The 20,971-nt window shown below is 62.4% G+C and carries 19 protein-coding genes; 13 read left to right on the top strand and 6 right to left on the bottom strand.

The genetic code is table 11. From position 1 onward, the window contains the following. Nucleotides 1-1,246: MFS transporter (locus ACYP01_RS04070; RefSeq protein ID WP_459678743.1), on the bottom strand; the 1,246-nt coding region annotated here is incomplete at its 3' end. Between the two features lie 56 nt (nt 1,247-1,302). Between ACYP01_RS04070 and ACYP01_RS04065 the strand changes: the two genes are divergently transcribed. Further along, the gene (locus ACYP01_RS04065) at nt 1,303-1,953 is read left to right on the top strand and encodes a TetR/AcrR family transcriptional regulator (RefSeq protein ID WP_042448361.1); all 651 of its coding nucleotides are present in this window, start codon (nt 1,303-1,305) and stop codon (nt 1,951-1,953) included. A 4-nt stretch (nt 1,954-1,957) separates the two neighbouring features. Here the strand turns inward: ACYP01_RS04065 and ACYP01_RS04060 are convergent, their stop codons facing one another. After that, entirely contained in the window at nt 1,958-3,103 is a 1,146-nt protein-coding gene (locus ACYP01_RS04060; protein WP_082931257.1) for an adenylate/guanylate cyclase domain-containing protein, read from the bottom strand. 161 nt (nt 3,104-3,264) lie between these two features. On the opposite strand from ACYP01_RS04060, the gene ACYP01_RS04055 reads away from it, so the two are divergent. After that, complete coding sequence (locus ACYP01_RS04055; RefSeq protein WP_003940205.1) at nt 3,265-3,984, top strand: DUF6319 family protein; 720 nt, start codon at nt 3,265-3,267, stop codon at nt 3,982-3,984. Between the two features lie 74 nt (nt 3,985-4,058). Continuing rightward, nucleotides 4,059-4,715 (top strand): chymotrypsin family serine protease, encoded by a 657-nt coding sequence (locus ACYP01_RS04050; RefSeq protein ID WP_003940290.1) that lies wholly within the window; start codon nt 4,059-4,061, stop codon nt 4,713-4,715. Nucleotides 4,716-4,728: 13 nt separating this feature from the next. Here ACYP01_RS04050 and ilvD read toward each other — a convergent pair whose 3' ends face one another. After that, nucleotides 4,729-6,423: a dihydroxy-acid dehydratase gene (ilvD, locus tag ACYP01_RS04045; RefSeq protein WP_003940201.1), complete on the bottom strand. Its 1,695-nt coding sequence runs from the start codon at nt 6,421-6,423 to the stop codon at nt 4,729-4,731. Between the two features lie 142 nt (nt 6,424-6,565). On the opposite strand from ilvD, the gene ACYP01_RS04040 reads away from it, so the two are divergent. The 3 genes from ACYP01_RS04040 to ACYP01_RS04030 all read left to right on the top strand — a co-directional run bounded on the left by ACYP01_RS04040 (nt 6,566) and on the right by ACYP01_RS04030 (nt 9,970). Next, nucleotides 6,566-6,907 (top strand): hypothetical protein, encoded by a 342-nt coding sequence (locus tag ACYP01_RS04040; protein WP_003940142.1) that lies wholly within the window; start codon nt 6,566-6,568, stop codon nt 6,905-6,907. A gap of 103 nt (nt 6,908-7,010) precedes the next feature. Continuing rightward, the gene (locus tag ACYP01_RS04035) at nt 7,011-8,699 is read left to right on the top strand and encodes an alkaline phosphatase D family protein (RefSeq protein ID WP_459678741.1); all 1,689 of its coding nucleotides are present in this window, start codon (nt 7,011-7,013) and stop codon (nt 8,697-8,699) included. Then, nucleotides 8,696-9,970, top strand: coding sequence for an alkaline phosphatase family protein (locus tag ACYP01_RS04030; protein ID WP_058037682.1), 1,275 nt, complete (start codon nt 8,696-8,698; stop codon nt 9,968-9,970). Before ACYP01_RS04035 ends, ACYP01_RS04030 begins: the two co-directional genes overlap by 4 nt. On the opposite strand, the gene ACYP01_RS04025 is transcribed toward ACYP01_RS04030, so the two are convergent. Further along, complete coding sequence (locus ACYP01_RS04025; protein WP_007732609.1) at nt 9,967-10,524, bottom strand: TIGR03086 family metal-binding protein; 558 nt, start codon at nt 10,522-10,524, stop codon at nt 9,967-9,969. The two genes, ACYP01_RS04030 and ACYP01_RS04025, sit on opposite strands and share 4 nt — an antisense overlap. Nucleotides 10,525-10,625: 101 nt before the next feature. On the opposite strand from ACYP01_RS04025, the gene ACYP01_RS04020 reads away from it, so the two are divergent. The 6 genes from ACYP01_RS04020 to ACYP01_RS03995 all read left to right on the top strand — a co-directional run bounded on the left by ACYP01_RS04020 (nt 10,626) and on the right by ACYP01_RS03995 (nt 17,112). Continuing rightward, complete coding sequence (locus tag ACYP01_RS04020; protein ID WP_050656831.1) at nt 10,626-11,621, top strand: aldo/keto reductase; 996 nt, start codon at nt 10,626-10,628, stop codon at nt 11,619-11,621. Between the two features lie 45 nt (nt 11,622-11,666). Continuing rightward, nucleotides 11,667-12,938, top strand: coding sequence for an MFS transporter (locus ACYP01_RS04015; RefSeq protein ID WP_007732605.1), 1,272 nt, complete (start codon nt 11,667-11,669; stop codon nt 12,936-12,938). A gap of 70 nt (nt 12,939-13,008) precedes the next feature. After that, the gene (locus tag ACYP01_RS04010) at nt 13,009-13,437 is read left to right on the top strand and encodes a DUF6325 family protein (RefSeq protein WP_007732604.1); all 429 of its coding nucleotides are present in this window, start codon (nt 13,009-13,011) and stop codon (nt 13,435-13,437) included. Nucleotides 13,438-13,461: 24 nt separating this feature from the next. Further along, nucleotides 13,462-13,788 (top strand): SHOCT domain-containing protein, encoded by a 327-nt coding sequence (locus ACYP01_RS04005; protein WP_003939954.1) that lies wholly within the window; start codon nt 13,462-13,464, stop codon nt 13,786-13,788. Nucleotides 13,789-13,851: 63 nt separating this feature from the next. Beyond that, a complete protein-coding gene (locus tag ACYP01_RS04000; RefSeq protein ID WP_459678740.1) occupies nt 13,852-15,759 on the top strand; it encodes an alkyl/aryl-sulfatase in 1,908 nt (635 codons plus the stop codon). Nucleotides 15,760-15,873: 114 nt separating this feature from the next. Continuing rightward, entirely contained in the window at nt 15,874-17,112 is a 1,239-nt protein-coding gene (locus tag ACYP01_RS03995) for an HNH endonuclease signature motif containing protein (RefSeq protein ID WP_459678739.1), read from the top strand. Between the two features lie 70 nt (nt 17,113-17,182). Here ACYP01_RS03995 and ACYP01_RS03990 read toward each other — a convergent pair whose 3' ends face one another. Together ACYP01_RS03990 and ACYP01_RS03985 are read right to left on the bottom strand one after the other, a co-directional pair. After that, complete coding sequence (locus ACYP01_RS03990) at nt 17,183-18,178, bottom strand: endonuclease/exonuclease/phosphatase family protein (protein ID WP_459678737.1); 996 nt, start codon at nt 18,176-18,178, stop codon at nt 17,183-17,185. 67 nt (nt 18,179-18,245) lie between these two features. Then, nucleotides 18,246-19,667: a short-chain fatty acyl-CoA regulator family protein gene (locus ACYP01_RS03985; RefSeq protein WP_459678736.1), complete on the bottom strand. Its 1,422-nt coding sequence runs from the start codon at nt 19,665-19,667 to the stop codon at nt 18,246-18,248. 167 nt (nt 19,668-19,834) lie between these two features. Here ACYP01_RS03985 and ACYP01_RS03980 point away from each other — a divergent pair. Next, the coding region (locus ACYP01_RS03980) for an MmgE/PrpD family protein (protein WP_459678734.1) at nt 19,835-20,971 on the top strand (1,137 nt) is incomplete at its 3' end.

The following is a 20,971-nucleotide window of genomic DNA, read 5'->3' as shown; positions in this document are numbered from 1 at the left end:
CACGGGTTGCGTCGTTGACTGCTGAGGCAACCCCCTGTTTGGAGTCCGGTGCGTTGGAGACGATGGCAGCAGTGGCGGGGGTTGTCGACAAACCCAATCCAATGGCGGCCACTACCAAGGGAACACAGACTTCGGCATAGGTCGAACTGGCATCCAAGCGCGTCAGGAGTGCAATTCCGGTTCCGAGGAAGGCGACACCGGTTGCGGTGAGGGCGCGAAGGCCGATACGCGGAATCAGTAGGGGCGCAACCACGGACAGGGCCATCACCGGCACGGCGATCGGCATGAGGGCGAGCGCCGATTGCAGGGGGGAGTAGTCGAGCACCAGTTGGAGATACTGCACGATCAGGAAGAACAAGCCGAAGGTCGCCAGAAATTGCAGGGTCAGCGACGCCGCGCCGCTGCCGAATGCACGATTGGCAAACAGTCTGACGTCCAGAAGTGGGTGGCGAGTGCGTAATTCGACCCAGCTGAAGATTGCTGTCATGGCAATTCCGCCGATCAGCAATGCGAGAACCACCGGATCGAGCCAGCCACGGGCGGGCGCCTCGATCATCCCGAGGACGAACAGGCCGATCGAGCCGGCGATCAGTGCGGTGCCAGGCAGATCGAGGGGAGTTGCCTCAGCGTCCTTCGACGTCACGATCGTGAACGACACCACGAGGATCAGGACGGAGACGACGGCCAGGCTGACGAATATCGAATGCCACGACCATTTTTCGAGGAGCAACCCGGAGACGACAAGTCCGGCGATTGCACCGGACCCTGCGACGCCGGACCAGACTCCGACGGCGCGGGCACGCTGCGCCGGCGGGAAACCTGCAGTGAGTAGAGACAGCGTCGCCGGCATGACAAATGCGGCGCCGACGCCGGAGATCACGCGGGAGACGATGATCCACGACGGTTCGTCCGCGAAGACCGGAATCGACGAGCCGGCAGCAAAAACGAGTAGTCCGAACATGAGCAGTTCTCGTCGACCGTATCGATCGCCGAGTGCGCCCGCCGGCAACAAGAGACAAGCCAGCGTGAGCGTGTACCCGTCCACGATCCACGTGAGCTGGCTCTGTGTTGCACCGGTATCGCGGGCCAAGTCGGGAAGGGCCGTGTTGAGCGCGGCCATCGCTGCGACGACCAGCGCGACGGCGCAGCACGCGACCGTCAGCATCCAGATCTGTCGGATGGTCCACGTGGACTGTTCGAGCGTCGTATCGCTACTCACGAAACCTCCCGATAGAAACAAGACCATCAGTATCGTTACAAGAACAGCAGTTCCACAACCCCCAAGTGGGTATAACTGAAGTTGTGACGGTGGGAATCGACAAGCAGGGAATCGAACAGCAGGGAAACGACGAGGACCCGCGCAAACAGCGTTCCAGATCCAGGTTGCTCGACGCAGCGACCACGCTGCTGGCAGAAGGCGGCGTCGACGCCGTGACGATCGATGCCGTCACCAAGTTGGCCAACGTCGCGCGTGCGACGCTGTATCGCCATTTCGACAGCGGCACGGAGTTACTCGCCGCGGCATTTGCACGTCTACTGCCGCCGGTGCCGGAGATGTCCGGTGAAGGCGATCTCCGCGCGCAGTTGCTCGAGTTGTTGACCAGTCAGGCCAAGGCCATCGAAAGCGCACCGATCCAGGTGACGGCGATGTGCTGGCTCGGCTTGGGGCCGGAACTGAAGGGTTATTCAAGCGTCGATGCCCTGTCCACGGACAAGCCCGAATTGCGATCGCTGCGCCAGACGGTTTTCGAGCAGTACCGACACGCGTTCGATCGGATCCTGCGCTCGCCGGGCGCGATCGACGCGTTGGGGGAGTACGACTACGACGTCGCACTTGCTCAGTTGGTCGGACCTTTGGTGCTCACCAAGCTGGCCACGCTGACGCCTCTCGGGGAGGCTGCGTGTGAGCAGATCGTGGACGACTTTCTGGCTGCACGCGGAGTGTCGAGCTGAGAGCTCACGGCTCCAGATTGCGGCGTAGCACGTACTGCTCGAGCCTGTCGATGCCGCGCACTCGTCGCGGACGTAGGTGCCGCAGTTTGAAATTGGCGTCCGAGCCGAGTTGGGTGGCCAACTCGGAGTCGATCAGCACGGTGCCGGGACGAGCAGAGCTGGTGAGACGCGCGGCCTTGTTGACCACCGAACCGTAGAGATCTCCGAAGCGAACCAACGTCGGCCCCATGGCCAGACCCACCCGAAGCTGCGGATCGTCGTGATCGGCGAGGACCGCCTGCTGGATCTGCAAAGCGATCTCGGCGGCATGGTGGGGACTTTCAGCGGCGAACATGACCTCGTCACCGACGGTCTTGACCACCCAGCCGTAGTTGCGACCGATGATTTCGGTGGACGCGGACTCGAACCGCTCGAGCAGATCGTTGAGTTCGGCGGAGTCGAGGCCGCGGGTCAGCGAGGTGTACCCGACGATGTCGGCGAAACCCACGACCAGAACACGACTCGCTACTTCTTCGCCCGGGTTTCCGACGTTGCGGCCCGTCGACGACGCGACGTGGCGCTTCCAGACGTACGTCTGCAGAGATTCGACAGCGGGAATGATCTCGGCGCCGAGGCGCAGAACGATCTTCCGGATCGCTTCGGGCTCGTGATCTGCCGAGTCGGCGAGCTGGTCGATGATGTGTGTGCTGATCAGCGAGACCTGCCACTCAGCCAACCTCGACATCGACTGCCCCAGTGAACGGGCGGCAGCCACCTCACTGCTCTGCGAGATGACTCCTCGATTGACCATGTCGATGATCGTCTTGAGGGCGTTGGCGTCTTGCTGGGTGAACATGACGGCGTCGGGATCCTCGTCGACGGCAAAGCCCATCGCGACCCACAAACGATCGGCACGCTCGCGTGTCACACCGGCGAATTCCGCGATCTGCGATTGCGTGAAGCAGCGCGGTCCGCCGAGGAGGGACTCCTCGATGTCGGCTTGAATCCGGCTGAGCAGATGAGCATCGACGTCGACCGGATCAGCGGTGTGAGGTTCAGCAGCGTGAGATTCAGCAGGGGCGGGTTCGGTGACCTCGTCGATCCACTCTGACTCCGAACTGCTCACCGTGCTCCTTCTTGCCGCAACGAATTTCTGTCCACCATCTTCCACGCGGTGCCCCGAGAACAGTACTGAATTGGCCGAACCGTCTACGGATCCTCGGGCTCAGGCGGGCGGTGAGAGTCAACACGTCGGTGGCTTGTGCAAGAGTTGCCCCGAGAAAAGCACTGTCGATACCGAAATGCACGAGATACTTCTGAAAGGACCTGCGCATGCCACCCCGTAGACGTTCCGGCGCTGCCGCATCAACGCCGGATCACCTCACTGCGGACAATCTGGCAGCGCTCGCCACGGCTGTCGCCGAAGGCAAGCGCGCCACCGTCTATCTGCGCGAGGCGACTCCCAGCCTGGGGATCGAAGCCGGTACCTCGGCGAAAGTCGTGTCGGTGGACGGCAACACCGTGATGATCCGCCCCAAAGGCGTCAACGACGAATTGCCTTTCGAGGCAGAGGAATTGCGCATAAACCGCGTCTCCGCGGCACCGGCCAAACCGGCGCCACGGCCCAAACCAGTTGTGGAGTCCGAGCCCCTGATGGAGCCACTCGTAGAGCCTGTTCGACCGAAGCCGCGTGCGCAGCCTGCACCCGCTCCGGTACCGACTACCACTGCTGCCCCTGCCGCGACACCTCGTCCGGCCGTCAAGCGTGCGAAGAAACTGCCGGCCGGCATCAGCGTCACCATCCATGCGGGCGCGGACAACGACTGGAGCGTGACGGTCACACAGGGCGCCAAGCGTCCGGGCAAAGCAGTTCCGGTCGCACCCGATGCGGTCGAGCGAGCTGTCCGCGAGTTGGGTGAGCCCACCGCAATCGAGGCTGTCGAGTCCATCATCGTCGCTGCACGGGACATGGCTGCAGCGCGAGTCGACGAGTTGAGCCGTCAGCTCGAGGAGGCACGCAAGATGCTCGAGGCGCTCGGAGCTACCGACTAGACACGCTGCGTAGGTCCGCACTTTCCGGGGTATGCGTTTTTTGCAGCGGGGAGATTACCGGCGGAGAGATTGTGATGTTGCAGCGAATTGTTTCGGCTCTGGCAGCGTTGGTCTTGGCACTCGGACTCGGGTTCATCGTCAGCAGCAACGCTGTTGCTGCACCCACGCCCATGGGTGGTGGTTCGGGCATCATCATCGACAATCAGCTGGTCTGTACGTTGACCACTATCGGTCACGACAACGGCGGCAGACTCGTGGGTATCACCGCAGGTCACTGCGGTGGTCCTGGATCGTTCGTGATCCCGGAAAGCAACGAGGAGGCAGGCGTGGTCGGCACGTTCGTCGAGTCGAACCCGGACCTGGACTACGGGGTCATCCAGTTCGATCCGGGCAAGGTCACACCAGTTCGAACGGTGGGCGCGGCAACCATCACCTCGATCGGCGCTCCGGCCAGCTTCCCGGCCACAGCCTGCAAGGAAGGCCGTACGACGGGCACGACCTGCGGCGTCGTCTGGGGAGACCTGAGCGCCGACGCATCCACCTGGACTCAGATCTGCGTCGACCACGGTGATTCGGGAGCCCCGGTCACGGTCGGGACGACGCTGGTCGCGATGGTCAACGCCTACCTCTGGGTGCCGTGCCTGGGGCCGGAACTCGGCACCAACATGACCTCCATCGTGGACACGATCAATGCCCACGGAGGCGTCGGCGCCGGGTACCGGCCCATCTAGCGGCGAGCTGGGATCAGCCGCAGACCGCTCCACCCGAGGCTGATCCCACGAGCTTGGAGTACTTGGCCAACACACCACGTGTGTAGCGAGGCGGCAACGGCTCCCAGCCCTTCTTGCGGGCTTCCAATTCGGAGTCGTCGACCAACAATTCGAGTTGTCCGGTACCCACGTCGAGTCGGATCTGATCGCCGTCGCGAACGAACGCGATGGGACCGCCGTCAACCGCCTCGGGCGCAACGTGTCCGACGCACAAGCCAGTAGTGCCACCAGAGAATCGTCCGTCCGTCAGCAGCAGGACGTCCTTGCCGAGACCCGCGCCCTTGATCGCGCCCGTGATGGCCAGCATCTCGCGCATGCCGGGACCACCCTTCGGGCCTTCGTAGCGGATGACGACAACGTCACCGCCGGTGATGGTGCCGTCCTCGAGAGCATCCATCGCGGCGCGCTCGCGTTCGAAAACCCGTGCAGTGCCGACGAATACATCAGACTCGAATCCTGCCGACTTGACCACCGCGCCGCCGGGCGCGAGTGACCCCTTCAAGATCGTGATGCCTCCGGTGGGGTGAATGGGCTTGTTCATCGCCCGCAGGACCTTGCCGTCCGGATCGGGCGGGGTGATGTGCGCGAGATTCTCCGCCACGGTCTTACCGGTGACGGTCAGGCAATCTCCGTGCATGAGTCCCGCGTCGAGCAATGCCTTCATGATCACGGGGACGCCGCCGATACGGTCGACGTCCGTCATGACGTGCTTTCCGAAAGGCTTGACGTCGGCGAGGTGCGGGACCTTCGCACCGACGCGAGCGAAGTCGTCGAGCGTCAGCGGGACGTACGCTTCGTGCGCGATCGCGAGGAGATGGAGCACCGCATTGGTGGATCCGCCGAATGCCATGACTACTGCAATGGCGTTCTCGAACGCTTCCTTGGTGAGGATGTCCCTCGCAGTGATACCTCGACGCAGGAGTTCGACAACGGCTTTGCCGCTCTCGCGGGCGAAGCCGTCGCGGCGACGATCCGGTGCGGGCGGTGAAGCGCTGCCGGGCAGCGACATTCCCATGGCCTCGGCGGCGCTGGCCATCGTGTTTGCCGTGTACATGCCGCCGCACGCGCCTTCGCCCGGGCAGATCGCCCGTTCGATGGTGTCGACGTCGGCGCGGCTCATCAGCCCACGCGAGCAGGCGCCAACCGCCTCGAACGCGTCGATGACGGTGACTTCACGCTCACTGCCGTCGGAAAGTTTGGCGACGCCGGGGAGGGTGGAGCCGGCGTAGAGGAACACGCTGGCGAGGTCGAGGCGGGCCGCCGCCATCATCATGCCGGGCAACGACTTGTCGCAGCCGGCGAGAAGGACCGATCCGTCGAGACGCTCGGCCTGCATGACGGTCTCGACGCTGTCCGCGATCACTTCACGGGAGACGAGGGAGAAGTGCATGCCCTCGTGCCCCATCGAAATGCCGTCGGAGACGGAGATAGTGCCGAATTCGAGAGGGAACCCGCCGGCTTCCCGTACGCCCTCCTTGACGGCCTTGGCCAGGCGATCGAGGGACAGGTTGCATGGCGTGATTTCGTTCCAGGACGAGGCGACGCCGATCTGCGACTTGACCCAGTCGTCGTCGCCCATTCCTACTGCACGCAACATGCCGCGCGCTGCGGTCTTTTCGAGTCCGTCGGTGACGTCACGACTTCTGGGCTTGATGTCGGGTTCGGTCATTTTCCAAGCATAGGCGTCAGCGGGGTGTGTTTCCGGCAGACGAGCGACTCGACTTGCCGACAAACGCCGTCCGTCGTGAATAGACTCGTCGCATCGCAGTTGGGGCTGAGTGTGCAGGTGATTGACGTACAGGGGGATTCACGTGGAGTCGGAACTGACTTCGGCTTTCGGATTTGCAGTTCTGGCCGCCTTCTTGACCGGTAGTGGTGTCTTCCTGGTCGTTCTGACGGTTCTGCACGAGATTGCCCGGTGGAAGGGCCGCTTCGTATCGGTGTGGGTGACTTTCTTTGCCGCTCTGCTGATACTGCCCATCCTGTTCGGCGCGTTGATCGCAGGCTATTCCGCGTTCTCCGAGGTCGACGGGTCCGAGGCTCTGCTTCCGCCGGCGTTCTGGATCCTGATCGCGGCCGGGGGTGCACTCGGCGGTTACATCGGAGTCAAGGTCGGTGTGGTTCGAGGCTCGGCCCTCGATTACCGGTTGTAATCGGGATCGACTCGATCAAACTTCCAGAGAAGCGCAGGCGAAGCCTGGGTGAACATCCCGAAGCTCTCTTGAACGCCCGTTCAGGTGCGGGTTCACTCCTAGCGTGCACACGAATGCCTTCGATCGAATATCCAGACGTGGCCTGCTGCAGGGATCGGCGGCCCTCGCCGGCGCAGTAGGTCTCGGTGTCGCTTCGGCGAGTCACGCCGGTGCCGAGGTTCCGGGTGGCAGCCCGGGCTTCGCGCACGGCGTGGCATCCGGTGACCCGTTGCCGGATGCGGTGATCATCTGGACCCGCATCACCCCGACGGCAGACGCGACGCCTGGTTCCGGCGTCGGGCCGGCGGTGACTCTCAACTGGCAGGTCGCGACCGATGAGGGGTTCGCGAGCGTCGTTGCGTCCGGAAGTGTTGCTGCTTCGGCGGATTCCGATCACACCGCGAAGGTCGACGCCACCGGACTCGATTCGTCGACGACGTACTGGTACCGATTCACTGCGGGTTCGGCTGTTTCTCCGGTGGGCCGCACCCGCACGGCTCCGTCGAACTCGGCAGATCTCGATCGTCTCCGCTTCGGCGTGGTGTCCTGCTCCAACTGGGAGGCGGGGTATTTCGGTGCCTATCGTCACCTCGCATTCCGCGAAGACCTCGACGCGATCATCCACCTCGGTGACTACATCTACGAGTACGGGCAGGGGGAGTACGGCGCGAGAAACGGATCCGTTCGCCTTCACGAGCCGGCCCACGAGATCATTTCGCTGGCCGACTACCGAATTCGGCACGCGCAGTACAAGACAGACCCGGATCTGGCAGCTCTGCACCTGAAGCTCCCGTTCATCACCACGTGGGACGATCACGAATCGGCCGACAACGCGTACCGGGACGGCGCCGAAAACCACACTCCCGGTGTCGAAGGTGACTGGGCAGATCGAAAGGCCAACTCGGCCAAGGCATATTTCGAGTGGATGCCCGTCCGCCCGTCGGGTAATGGTTCGAGCGTTCAGCTGTATCGTCGGTTCCGCTTCGGGAATCTGGCCGAGATCTCGATGCTCGATCTGCGTACCTACCGCGACGAGCAACCGACCATGAAGCAGGTCGACGATCCGTCGCGCACCATTACCGGACGCGCACAGATGGATTGGTTGACCAACGGAATCGTCACCTCCCCGACGCAGTGGAAGGTCGTCGGCAATCCGGTCATGATCACGCCCTGCGTGTTCCCGCCGCTGGAACCGGCGACCACCGCGGCGTTGACCGAACTGGTGGGTGTGCCGCAGGCCGGTGTCCCGTACAACACGGATCAGTGGGACGGGTACACCGCCGACCGCACCAGGCTTTTCGACGCGATCACCTCGAACGGTGTGGACAACACCGTCTTCATCACCGGTGACATCCACACGTCATGGGCCTGCGACCTACCGACCAACGCCGCCAACTATCCGGGTGGGCCGACCGTCGGCGCCGAGTTCGTCGTCCCGTCGGTGACGTCGCCCAATATCGACGACATGCTGAAAGTGCCACCGCGCACGGTAACCGTTGCGGCAGAAGAAGCATTCAAGGCCGTGAACCGACACGTGCGGTACGTCGAACTGGATTCGCACGGCTACGGCGTATTCGAAATCGCCCGCGAAGGTACTCAGATGGACTGGTACTACGTCGACGATCTCACCAATCCGCAGAGCAATGCGCACTACGCCGTGAGCTACCGTCTTCCGGCAGGCGCGGGCAGTAGAGTCTCACCCACCTCGGCCGCCCTCGATCAGGCCTCGTACCGACCAGGAGTCGACCAGTGAGTATCGAAGTTTCGCGTCGTAGCGTTCTGATCGGCGGAAGTGTTGTCGCCGGAACGGCATTGCTCGGAACGCCCGCTCGCGCGAGTGTTCCCACCAGCGCCGGAATCCCAGACCTGGACGTGCATGTCATAGTCGTAGACGGCATGCGGCCGGACGAGCTGCGATCGGAGCTCACCCCGACGCTGACCGGGCTTGCGGCCGGCGGTATCCACTACCCGGACGCCAGCGCCATCACGATCGCAGAGACGCTGCCGAACCACACGGCGATGATGACGGGAGTGCTGCCGGCGCGTTCGGGTGTACCCGCCAACTCCGTCTACGATCCGGCCATCGACAAGAAGCGTGACCTCGATCGGCCTTCCGACCTGCAGGCATCGACGGTTCTGGATCGGGTGCGCACCGAACTCGGATTGACCACTGCGAGTGTGCTGTCGAAGCGCTACCTGCACGGGTTGTTCGGTGACCGCGCCTCATTGGTGTGGGATCCGCAGCCGCTCGTTCCCGGTACCGAGCATGCGCCGGACAACTTCACGATCGACGCCTTGATCCGTATCGTCGGCGGGAACTCGCCGCGGCTCTCGTTCACCAACCTCGGTGACGTCGATCGGGTCGGGCACCTGGATCTGTCCGGTCCGTCCATCCGGATCGCTCGCACGGCTGCACTTCAGAACACCGACAACCAGGTTCGCCGCTTCGTCGACTTCCTTCATGACACGGGTCGCTGGAATCGGAGCATTCTGATCGTGTTGGCCGACCACTCCATGGACTGGTCGGAGCCCGCGCGGCTCATCGGCTTGGATCGACCGCTGAACGCGGACCCGTTGCTGGCAGGCAAGATTCGAATCGCCCAGAACGGTGGCGCAGACCTGATCTACTTCGTCGGACCCGATGGCGAACGGGCGGAAGCCGTCAGCCGGATTCAGCAGATCGTGGATGGTGTGGACGGCGTCGAATCCAGCCACCTCCCCGCCGAATTCGATCTCGGCACCAATGCCGGTGACGTCGTTGCGTTTTGCGCTCAGGGCTGGCGGTTCAGTGATCCGACTCCACTGTCCAACCCGATTCCCGGCAACCACGGCCACTTCGTGACACTGCCCATTCCGTTCTTCCTCAGCGGCGGACATCCCGCTCTGGACGGTGGACGGAAGATCGACACGCAGGCTCGCACGATCGACGTCGCGCCGACGGTTGCGGCTCTGCTCGGCCTCGGTGCACCTGCCGGCGGCTGGGACGGCGTCGCCCGCACGACGGGTGTGTCGCTGAACGTCTAACGAGGATCGCGACCGGTCAGGGCAATCAGCTTGTCCTGCAACGACGCATCGTCCGGGAGGTCGACGGGATCGGAGAAGAGTCCGCTCTCGGCGAGCATGTCGCGCTGCCCGTCGAGGTCGGACCAGACGGCCTCGACGAGGTCTGGATCGAGCCGCTCGTCTGCTCCGACCGCTCGCGCAAGGTCCCAGGTGTGGATCGTGACGTCCGAGGTCTGCTGGCGCAGATAGGGTTCCACCTTCACCGTGCCGTACGAGAGGTGAACGTGGGCACTGAGGTCCGTCGATTTCCACGCTTTGATTGCGGCATCGGAGTACTTCTGCCATTCGGTCCACAGGTCGTCCCCGACGGGAACGATGTCCGGTGTCGCCTCGCCGACCGTCAGTCCGGCCAGGAGCGGCGGTACCCACTGCTGCTCCTCGATGACGTGGCGGACGAGGTGTTCGACGTGCCAGTCGGAGTCGGGCGTGGGTGCGTTCCAGTCCTCGACCGCAGCGAGTCGTGAACCGAATTCGCGGTGGGCGGTGAGTACGAGTTCGAGCCAATCGAATGCCATCACTCGAGGGTAACCCGATCAGCGTGACGTTAATCGGTGCGTGAGGCTTCGATTCGGTGAAGACTGTCGGGGTTGTCGCTCAGTCGAATCGAGGAGTTTTCATGACCGTCCCCACCGTCACTCTGGCCGAAGGTCTCACTGTCAGCGCCCAGGGATACGGCGCGATGTCCGTCGCCCCGGTCTACGGCCCGGTGGATCCGGCCGAGGCGCTCGCCACGCTGCACCATGCGGTGGACATCGGGATCACGTTCATCGACACCGCCAACGTGTACGGCGAGGGCTCGAGCGAGCGTGCGGTGGGAGAGCTTCTCAAAGACCGCCGGGACGAAGTGCAGTTGGCGACCAAGTTCGGTCTGGTCGGCAACATCGCCAACGGTCAGCGCGGGATCAACGGAGACCCGGCTTACGTGCCGCGGGCACTCGACGAGTCTCTGGGACGACTCGGCGTCGATCATGTCGACCTCTACTACTTGCACCGGGTCGACCCGAACGTGCCGATCGAAGACACCGTCGGCGCGATCGCGGAGCAGGTGAAGGCGGGCAAGGTCCGCAACATCGGCCTGTCCGAGGCGACCGGCGATGAACTGCGTCGTGCGTACGGGGTGCATCCGATCGCGGCGATCCAGTCGGAATGGAGCATCTGGAGTCGGGACGTCGAGAACAAGGTAGTACCCACCGCCGCGGAACTCGGAGTCGGATTCGTGCCCTTCTCACCTGTGGGCCGAGGCTTCCTGGCGGGATCGTTCGATGCGGAGACGCTCGGTGACAACGACCTGCGCCGACGCTTCCCACGCTTCTCGGACTCCGCGCTCCCTGCTAATCAGAAGGTTCTCGACGTGGTCCGCGCCGTCGGTGAGGAGCTCGGCGCGACGCCTGCACAGGTTTCCCTGGCATGGCTCGATGCCAAGGGCCGTCAGCACGGGTTGCCTTCCGTTTCGATTCCCGGCACGCGGTTCGCTGCACGAGTCACGGAAAACGCCGGAGCGTTGGACATCGTTCTGAGCGAAGACCAGATCGCTCGCCTCGACTCCCTCGCCGCGATTACCGAAGGCTTCCGTTCGGCTGATTTGAATTGGGTCTCTCAGGGCCGCGAATAATCATGTCCTGAGCCTTGCGAAAGACAGGAGTAACATACAGACCCGATGAAAAAAGTGTGGTTGGTCTGGGGTGTCGGTGTTTTTGCCTACGTGATCGCCGTGCTTCACCGCACTTCGTTCGGTGTCTCGGGTCTGTCTGCTGCTGATCGGTTCTCGATCTCGCCCAGCGTTCTGTCGAGCTTCGTCGTGCTGCAGATCGTTGTGTACGCCGGCATGCAGATTCCGGCGGGAGTCCTCCTCGACCGCTACGGTTCGCGGATCATGATCGCAGTCGGTGCGTTCATCATGATGTCCGCGCAGTTGGCTCTCGCCTTCACCGAATCGCTGCCCGTCGCGATCGGTGCACGTATTGCCGTCGGTGCCGGGGATGCACTCACCTTCATCTCGGTGTTGCGGTTGGTACCGCAGTGGTTCCCGCCCCGGCAGGTGCCGTTGGTCTCGCAGTTCACGGGCATCCTCGGTCAGCTGGGCCAGGTGATGTCTGCGCTTCCGTTCATGTTGCTGTTGTCCGGACCGGGCTGGACTTTTGCCTACGGCAGCGCTGCCGCTGTCGGACTGTTGGCGTTTGCGCTGGCGTTGAGTGTCATCCGCGACGCGCCTCCCGGTGCCGACGTGGTCGCCGTGCCGGCCGGCGCCAAGGAGATCGGGCGACAGATCAAGACGGTGTGGATGCGGCCCGGCACCCGACTCGGGTTCTTCAGCCACATGGGGACTCAGTTCTCGATCACGACGTTCGCGCTGCTGTGGGGTGTGCCGTACCTGAAATCGGCTCAAGGCCTCGACTCCACGACGGTCGGCTCGCTGCTGACGCTGTCAGTCATCTCGGCAATCGTGGCCGGCCCGATCCTCGGTATTCTCACCGGTCGCTATCCCATGCGTCGATCGTGGTTGGTTCTCACCATCATGGTCGCCAGCGCGCTCATGTGGACGATCGTGCTTTCACGAAGCGAACCGTCTCCGCTCTGGTTGTTGACGATCCTGGTGGTCGTCATCTCGGTGGGTGGACCGGGTTCGGTGATCGGCTTCGACTACGCGCGTACGTCGAACCCGAGTTCGGCGATGGGCACCGCGCAAGGCATGGTCAACATCGGGGGATTCCTCGCTTCCCTCATCGTGATTCAAGTGATGGGCGTCATCCTCGGACACATGGGCGGGTACACGTTCGACGGATTCCGTGTCGCCTGGATGGTGCAATATCCGGTTTGGATTCTCGGTATCGTCGGTGTGCTCGTCACCCGAGGCAAAGCCCGGCGAGCCCTCGCAGCAGAAGGCGTACACGTACGGCCGATTCGCGAAGTCATTCGTCGCAACAAATAACTCGATCGCATTGGGTAATTCATCCCCTGCGGGTGAGGTTCCCAAGCGTCCGAGCCACCAGGCTTGATGGATGAACGACGCAATGAACATCGGACCGGTCGAGCTCGTGGTGCTGGCATTCCCAGGTTCAACTGTGGATCCTGAAGCTGTCGCCGCGCTGCAGAACGTGGTGGAACGAGGTTTTGTCACTCTGCTCGACCTCGTGTACATCGCCAAGGACGCCGACGGACAGGTGTCGCAGATCGATGTCGACGAAGATCTCACCGACATCGGACTGGCGATTCTGTCCATCGAAGCCAAGGCATTGATCAGTGACGAGGACCTGGACGTGGTCCGTGAGTCACTCGAACCAGGAACGTCCGCCGCAGTCATCGTCTACGAGCAGACGTGGGCGCGTGAGCTCGCGTCGACGGTTCGCGGTGGCGGCGGCGACGTAGTCCTTCACGTTCAGATACCGCGCGAGGTAGTCGTCGCAGCGGTCGAAGCAGCATTTCAGTAGCGACAATTACTCAAGGAGTTCGGCATGGTTTTTCGAGGTGGACGCAGAGGGCGGCCGGGGTTGCTCGGCACGGTGGCGCGCACGGCGGTAGTGGCTGGAACCGCAAAGGCGACGTCCAACGCCATGGATCGACGGAGTCAACGAAAGGCCAGCGAGCAGCAGCAGGAATATCAGCAGGAGTACCAGCAGCAACAGCCGCCGCCGCAGCAGCAGGTCGCCCCCGTGCAGTCCGTTCCCCCTTCAGGCGCGGACGATCTGGTCTCCAAGCTGCAGGAGTTGGGACAGCTTCATCAGTCCGGCGTGTTGACCGATGCCGAGTTCGCGGCGGCAAAGGCGCAGTTGCTGAGCTAGCCCTGCTGTTCTCTTCAATTGCGGCAATGCCCATTGCCGCAATTCTGCGTGAAAGGCTGACTTATGATCGACCCACGTGCGGCATCGGCCGCAATCGAAGCCGCGAACGCCCGAGTCGCCGAGACTCTACCGTTCTCCGACGACGCCGACTTCACCGAGGCGAAGCGGGGTTTCGTCGCCGCACTCGATCCGGGGCTGGTTTCCGATTCGGACGGAAAAGTCCTGTGGAACAACGATTCCTACGCCTTCCTTGACGAGGACTGCCCGCCAACGGTCAATCCGAGCTTGTGGCGTCAGTCGAAGTTGGTCGCCAAGCAGGGACTCTTTGCGGTGACGGATTCGATCTATCAGATTCGCGGACTTGATCTGTCGAACATGACGTTGATCGAGGGAGATACCGGAATCATCGTCATCGATCCACTGATCTCCCGGGAAACCGCTGCCGCTGGTCTCGCGTTGTATCGGGAGCATCGTGGTGATCGACCGGTTGTCGCGGTGATCTACACGCATTCGCACATCGACCACTTCGGCGGGGTCAAAGGAGTGACCACCGACGACGACGTCGCCGCCGGGCGATGCGTGATCGTCGCACCCACCGGGCTCGTGGAGCACGCGGTCGAGGAAAACGTCTATGCGGGAACGGCAATGGCTCGACGCGCGGCCTACATGTACGGGGCGGCCTTACCCCGAGGTCCCCGAGGTAGCGTCGGAGCCGGGTTGGGGCAGACCACCTCAACCGGCACACCGACGCTCATTTCGCCGACGGTGTCGATCTCGAAGACAGGTCACACGGAGACGATCGACGGCGTTCGGATCGAATTCCAGATGACGCCCGGAACCGAGGCCCCGTCCGAGATGAACTTCTACTTCCCGGATTTGCGCGCACTGTGTATGGCGGAGAACGCAACTCATACTCTCCACAACCTGCTCACGCTTCGCGGTGCCCTGGTACGAGATCCTCACGTCTGGTCTGCGTACCTGACGGAATCGATCAATCGTTACGCCTCACGATCCGACGTTCTGTTTGCGTCCCACCACTGGCCGACGTGGGGGACCGAACGGCTCACCGAGTTCCTGTCATTGCAGCGCGACCTCTACGGGTACCTTCACGATCAGACACTTCGTCGAATCAATCAGGGGTGGACCGGTCTCGAGATCGCCGAATCGATCGAGCTGCCAACTGCATTGGCGCAAGCGTGGCACACGCACGGGTACTACGGTTCCGTCAGTCACAACGTCAAAGCCATCTACCAGCGATACATGGGTTGGTTCGACGGTAACCCTGCGCATCTGTGGGAGCATCCACCCGTCGAATCGGCCAAGCGTCACGTGGAGTTCATGGGCGGATCTGCAGAAGTGTTACGGAAAGCTCGGGAATCGTACGAGCGCGGCGACTTTCGCTGGGTTGCGCAGGTGGTGAACTACGTGGTCTTCGCTGAACCGGACAACGTCGAGGCCAAGAATCTGCAGGCCGATACCTTCGAGCAACTCGGGTACGGCGCCGAGAACGGCACCTGGCGGAACTTCTACCTCACCGGTGCATACGAACTGCGCAACGGCTCAGTGGGGACGCCCACGGTTGCCGCGGCGCCCGACATCACCGCAGCGCTGTCGGTAAGTCAAGTCTTCGATGCAGTATCGCTGCGCGTGGATGGAGTGCGCGCAGCGGGCTCGCACATCGTCGTCGATTGGAACATCACTGACGAAAACATCGTTCACCGAACGGAACTCAGCAACGGAGTTCTGATCCATTTCGACGTGGAAGGTGGGTCTGCAGATGCTGGGTCTGTGGATGCGATGTTCAGTTTGAGTCGGCGCGACTTACTCGGTGTGCTGCTCGGTGGTGTGGACTTGGGTGCCGAGATTGCGAATGGAACCATCTCGGTTTCCGGCGACCCGGCGAAGCTCGCAGAACTTGCCGGATACCTCGACGAGCCGGATCCGAACTTTGCGATAGTCACTCCGACCTAGCGCTGTATCAGTCGTGAACGAGCCTGTAATTCAACAGGTCTCGAGTCGCGCACCTTTTTGAAGTTGTCCGTTTTGTCTCTGGTTCTCGAAAGTATGTTCGATTAAACTTTCGGCATGGATAGTCGGGGAGCGTGGCAGCTGGATGGCGAGGACCTCAAGAGTGAGGTTCTCGATCTGGTGCGTGTCCGGCACGAGTTGCAGTCGCGGTTGGTGTTGTTGATCGTGGAGATGTTTTCCCGTGAGGTTCTCGGTGGGAGGGGTTTTCGGGCGATCGCGCTGTGGTTGCACGGGTCGACGAATCTGGAGATCGGTGAGTGCAGTCTGCTGGTCGGGTTGGCGCGGTTGTTGATGCTCGAACCTGTTGTGGGCGATGCGTTTCATCGCGGTGAGGTTGACGCGTTGAAGGCCCGGCAGGTGGCGTCGTTTTGTCAGCATCCACCCAAGAACATGACGCCGGCGGATGTGGACAAGGCTCGCGGGATCCTGTTGGGTTTGGCGTCGAAGAACATCGCGGATTGTGATGCGGTGCGGGCGGCGATCCGCCGAATCGAGAAGCAGTACGGAAACCGTGAGGACGGCGTTCCGGTGGGTGAGGATTCGGAGCGTAATGAGTTCTACGCGTCGAAAGGTTTGTACGGGCGCGTGACAGTGAAGGGTGATCTGGATGCGGTGAACGGGGCACGGTTGATCACGTTGTTGTCGAGTTTGTCGGCTCCGACGCCGGAGAAGGACGGTGTGAAGGACACGCGTACTCCGGCGCTACGACGGGCGGACGGGTTCTGCGAATTGTTGCGCCGGTACGAGCGGGCGGGGTTGGGTCCGATCGAAGGCGGCGTGAAACCGCACATCACGGTCACGGCCAGCGCGAAAGACATGACGGATCTGCAAGCCTTGAAGGATCTACTGCCGTCGACCGAAGAACTGGGTTTCGCGTGGACGGATTGGGTGGGTCCGATCAGCATCGATACTGCGCGGATGTTGGCGTGCGACTGCACCGTGACGCGGATTTTGTTGGACGAGAGTGGTGTTCCGCTCGACTGCGGTAAGGAAGCGCGAACGGCGACGGTGCCGCAGCGGCGGGCTCTTGCGGTTCGTGATGGTGGGTGTGCGTTTCCGGGGTGCGGGACTCCGTCGGGGTGGTGCGATGCCCATCATATTGTTCACTGGGGTGATGGTGGCCCAACGGATCTCGATAATCTGATTCTGTTGTGCGGTCATCATCATCGGACGCTGCATCACACCGAGTGGCGGGTGGAGATCGGCCCGGATCGGAAATCGGTGTTCTATCCACCGATGTCGGTTGATCCGTATCAGCATCCGATCGGCGGGAACAGTCCGCCCACCGCGGCGTGAATCGCGACAACTGAAGACGTGAGCACCGGGGCACAACCATGCCCTGGTGCTTGCTCAATCCAGTATTTACTCAAGACAACGTGATGTCGGCAATCAGGCCGTGGTGATCGGATCCCTCGATCTCGATCCGTTCCAAGGATGTCGCCACGGCGCCTTTCGTGATGATGTGGTCGATACCGACCACCGCCGGATACCGCTTGTCGGTCGGATAGGTCGGGATCAGGCCGGAACCCAATTGGTCGGCGGCGCTGGTGTATCCGTTCGTGAGAAGATTCCGGAACTGTTTGTTCGAGTACGACGCGTTGAAGTCGCCGCTCACTATCACGTTGTCCCGCCCGGCGACTTTGTCCATGTAAGACCCGAGCCTTCGCTGCTCGTCCGCCCACACCGAGGCCGGTGAGATGTACGCCGGTGCAGGATGCACGGCGAACAATGTGACTGGCTGCGCCAAGCCGACATTCAGTTCTGCGGACAGCGTTTCGGGTGAGAATCCGTCGAGGCTACGCGGATTGGAGAGTGGAAAGCGACTGTAGATTCCTGCCCCGCCACCACCGTCGGTGTACGGGACGAGGAATTGGTGGCTCAGAACCTCGTCAAGCCCGGCGGCTTCGAGCGCGTCGGCTTCCTGGTACGTCAACTCCTGGACCGTCACCACGTCGACCTCGCGTTCGCGGACCATCGCCACAAGCGACTCCGGATCCGCTGCACCGACCATCAAGTTGGCCTGCATGATTCGAATCGATGGACCGTTCGCAGACGTCGACTCCCCAGTTCCGCCGATGTACAGCGGGCTCACAGACCATCCGAACAACCCAAGGACGAGGATCGAGGCGGCGCACACGATCCACTGACGCCCGATACCCGAGACGACGGCACCGATCAGCGGAGCAATCATCAACAAGGGCGCCACTGACGCCAGAACGATCACGATGTTGTGATCGACGTCCAACTGAGTTGCGATCAAGGCAACCAAACCAGTCACGATGCCGGCCACACCGGCCACGGCCGAAAGGCGGCGAAGAACCAGTCGACGAGGGGGCACGGCATCGGGTTGCATGACGTCCATGGAAGCAGAAGAGCGTCGTAGCTCCGGGAAACTGCAGGTGGAGTCGGTGCGCCCTATTGTTTGCGCCCTATTGTTGCGGATACGGAAGGTGGCTGCTGCTGTTCTCACTGACGGAGATCGAGCGGCCGAGTTGGGGGAAGGCGCGTTGAGAGCACGCTGGCCTGTCACAGACTTTGCACCCCGCGCCGATCGGCACGATGGTCACGGGGTCGTCCGTCTGAATTCCGTGTGAGTAGACCATGCGATCGGCGTAGCCGATGTCGCAACCGAGTCCGACGGCGAAGTTGCGCTCGGGTGCGAGGTACCCGAGTCCGCCGCTGTGGGTAGTGCGCGCCACCCAGAGGTATGTCCGGCCGTCGGGCATCTTCGCGACCTGAGTGAGGATGCGACCTGGGCTCGCGAATGCCTCGTGGATGACCCACAGCGGGCAGCTGCCTCCGACTCTGGAGAAGTGAAAGGCGGTAGCAGACTGACGCTTCGAGATGTTTCCGGCGCGATCGGTTCGGACGAAGAAGAAAGGGATGCCGCGTTGGCCGTGTCGTTGGAGAGTGGACAACCGGTGGCAGACTGTCTCGAAGCCGACCTCGAACTTGAGGCTGAGCAGGTCGATGTCGTACCGCAAGGCCTCAGCGGATTGCAGGAATTGGGTGTACGGGAGTAGCAGTGCGCCGGCAAAGTAGTGTGCGAGTCCGACGCGAGCCAGCGCTGCGGACTCGGCGCTCAATGATTCATCCTCGGCGACAAGGGAATCGATCACGTCGGCCTGCGTGAAGAAGGCCAACTGCATTGCGATCTGGAACGCGCGTTGTCCTGCCGACAGACGACGGGCGAGTGTGAGGACCGACTTGTTCGGATCGTAGTAACGCTTGGGGCCGAGCTTGTCGGGTTCGTCGGTACGGATCGTCACGGTGACGCCGTGCTGATCGCGAAGTAGTCGTGCCAGTTGCAAATCCACTGCGCCCACGGACAATCCGTTGTCCAGGAACATCTGCTCGGCAGCGTTGTCCAGAACGGCGATGTGATTCTTTCGGTCGTAGAAGAAGTCCCGAACTTCCTCGTAGGGCATCGGTACGAGTGACACATCGGACGCTGGTTCGCCGGACAACTGCGTCGAGAACTGGTCCAACTGCTCTGTCGCGGCGTGAAGGCGGCGGTGCAACATCACGAGGGTGCGTCCGACCGCCGGCATGCGGGCCACCAATTCGTCCACCTCGGCCAGAGATACGTCTCCAGATTCCGAAGTTTCGGCCAAGGCGTGATGAACGTCCGCAACCAGGCGTGCGTCGGAATCGGAGGCGAAGAATTGCACGTCGAGATCGAACTCGGCGTTGAGCTTGAGAAGGACGGGCACCGTCAGCGGTCGTTGATCGTTCTCCAGTTGATTGACATAGCTGGGGGAGAGTTCGAGTGCCTTCGCCAGTGCGGACTGTGACAGGTTTCGTTCCTCCCGCAGCCGTCGCAGCCGCGCTCCCGCGTACATCTTCTTCATCGAATCTCCTCGGTGCCGATCGCGTTCACCCTACCGAGAAGCTATTCGCAACATTCGCAACATTGCAGCATTGTCATTGCACAAATAGGCAATTGCGAGGGCCTATCCCGAGGTGAATGAGCTGCGTAGCGTGCAAATAGATACCGAAGAACGTGAGAAGAGGATCGATGAAGACGCATCTCGTACGCACCCACCCCTCTGCCGAAGAGTTCCCCAAGGAAGACCAACTCGCGTGGAAGATCGCGGAAGTTGCGACGGATTCCGTCGAGGTCACCGACGCCACGTCCGACATGATCGTCAACCGGATCATCGACAACGCGGCAGTTGCCGCAGCTTCCCTGGTGCGCCGTCCCGTGGTGAATGCGCGGGCGCAAGCACAGTCGCATCCGTATACGCCGGGCTCCACCGTGTTCGGTATCCCCGGTACGTTCCCGCCTGAATGGGCCGCCTGGGCCAACGGTGTCGCGGTTCGTGAACTCGATTTCCACGACACGTTCCTCGCCGCCGAGTACTCGCACCCCGGAGACAACATCCCGCCGATCCTCGCCGTCGCTCAGCACACCGGCCGTGACGGTCGAGACCTGATTCGTGGTCTGGCGACCGGCTACGAGATCCAGATCGACCTGGTTCGGGCTATCTGCCTGCACGAGCACAAGATCGACCACGTCGCACACCTCGGCCCCTCGGCTGCGGCAGGTATCGGAACTTTGCTGGGCCTGGGCACCGAGACGGTCTACCAGGCAATCGGCCAGGCGCTGCACCTCACGACGGCGACACGTCAGTCCCGCAAGGGCGAGATATCCAGTTGGAAGGCGTACGCGCCTGCGCTGGCAGGCAAGGTTGCCGTAGAGGCGGTCGACCGCGCGATGCGCGGTGAGGGCGCACCGTCACCGATCTGGGAAGGCGAAGACGGCGTCATCGCCTGGCTACTCGGTGGCCCGGACAAGGAGTACCACGTTCCGCTGCCCGGTTCGGGTGAGGCGAAACGCGCCATCCTCGACTCGTACACCAAAGAACACTCCGCGGAGTACCAGAGCCAGGCGCCGATCGACCTCGCTCGCCGAATGCGTTCTCGTGTCGGTGATCTAGACCAGATCGCCTCGATCGTCCTGCATACCAGCCACCACACCCACGTCGTCATCGGCACCGGTTCCGGCGATCCGCAGAAGTTCGACCCGACCGCCTCGCGTGAAACCCTCGACCACTCGGTGATGTACATCTTTGCCGTTGCGCTACAGGACGGTACGTGGCACCACGAACATTCCTACGCGTCCGAGCGTGCACAGCGCGCGGACACGATCGAG

Source organism: Rhodococcus sp. no. 34, from assembly GCF_054589475.1.
This window is presented reverse-complemented; position numbering and strand designations above follow the sequence as displayed.

Bases quoted from the DNA above. Each gene is read 5' to 3' on its own strand.
- ACYP01_RS04015 (WP_007732605.1), top strand. From the start codon at position 11,667: ATGAAAAAAGTGTGGTTGGTCTGGGGTGTCGGTGTTTTTGCCTACGTG.
- ACYP01_RS04050 (WP_003940290.1), top strand. From the start codon at position 4,059: ATGTTGCAGCGAATTGTTTCGGCTCTGGCAGCGTTGGTCTTGGCACTC.
- ACYP01_RS03990 (WP_459678737.1), bottom strand. From the start codon at position 18,178: ATGGACGTCATGCAACCCGATGCCGTGCCCCCTCGTCGACTGGTTCTT.
- ACYP01_RS04005 (WP_003939954.1), top strand. From the start codon at position 13,462: ATGGTTTTTCGAGGTGGACGCAGAGGGCGGCCGGGGTTGCTCGGCACG.
- ACYP01_RS03995 (WP_459678739.1), top strand. From the start codon at position 15,874: ATGGATAGTCGGGGAGCGTGGCAGCTGGATGGCGAGGACCTCAAGAGT.
- ACYP01_RS04020 (WP_050656831.1), top strand. From the start codon at position 10,626: ATGACCGTCCCCACCGTCACTCTGGCCGAAGGTCTCACTGTCAGCGCC.
- ACYP01_RS04010 (WP_007732604.1), top strand. From the start codon at position 13,009: ATGAACGACGCAATGAACATCGGACCGGTCGAGCTCGTGGTGCTGGCA.
- ACYP01_RS04055 (WP_003940205.1), top strand. From the start codon at position 3,265: ATGCCACCCCGTAGACGTTCCGGCGCTGCCGCATCAACGCCGGATCAC.
- ACYP01_RS04025 (WP_007732609.1), bottom strand. From the start codon at position 10,524: ATGGCATTCGATTGGCTCGAACTCGTACTCACCGCCCACCGCGAATTC.
- ACYP01_RS03985 (WP_459678736.1), bottom strand. From the start codon at position 19,667: ATGAAGAAGATGTACGCGGGAGCGCGGCTGCGACGGCTGCGGGAGGAA.
- ilvD (WP_003940201.1), bottom strand. From the start codon at position 6,423: ATGACCGAACCCGACATCAAGCCCAGAAGTCGTGACGTCACCGACGGA.
- ACYP01_RS04000 (WP_459678740.1), top strand. From the start codon at position 13,852: ATGATCGACCCACGTGCGGCATCGGCCGCAATCGAAGCCGCGAACGCC.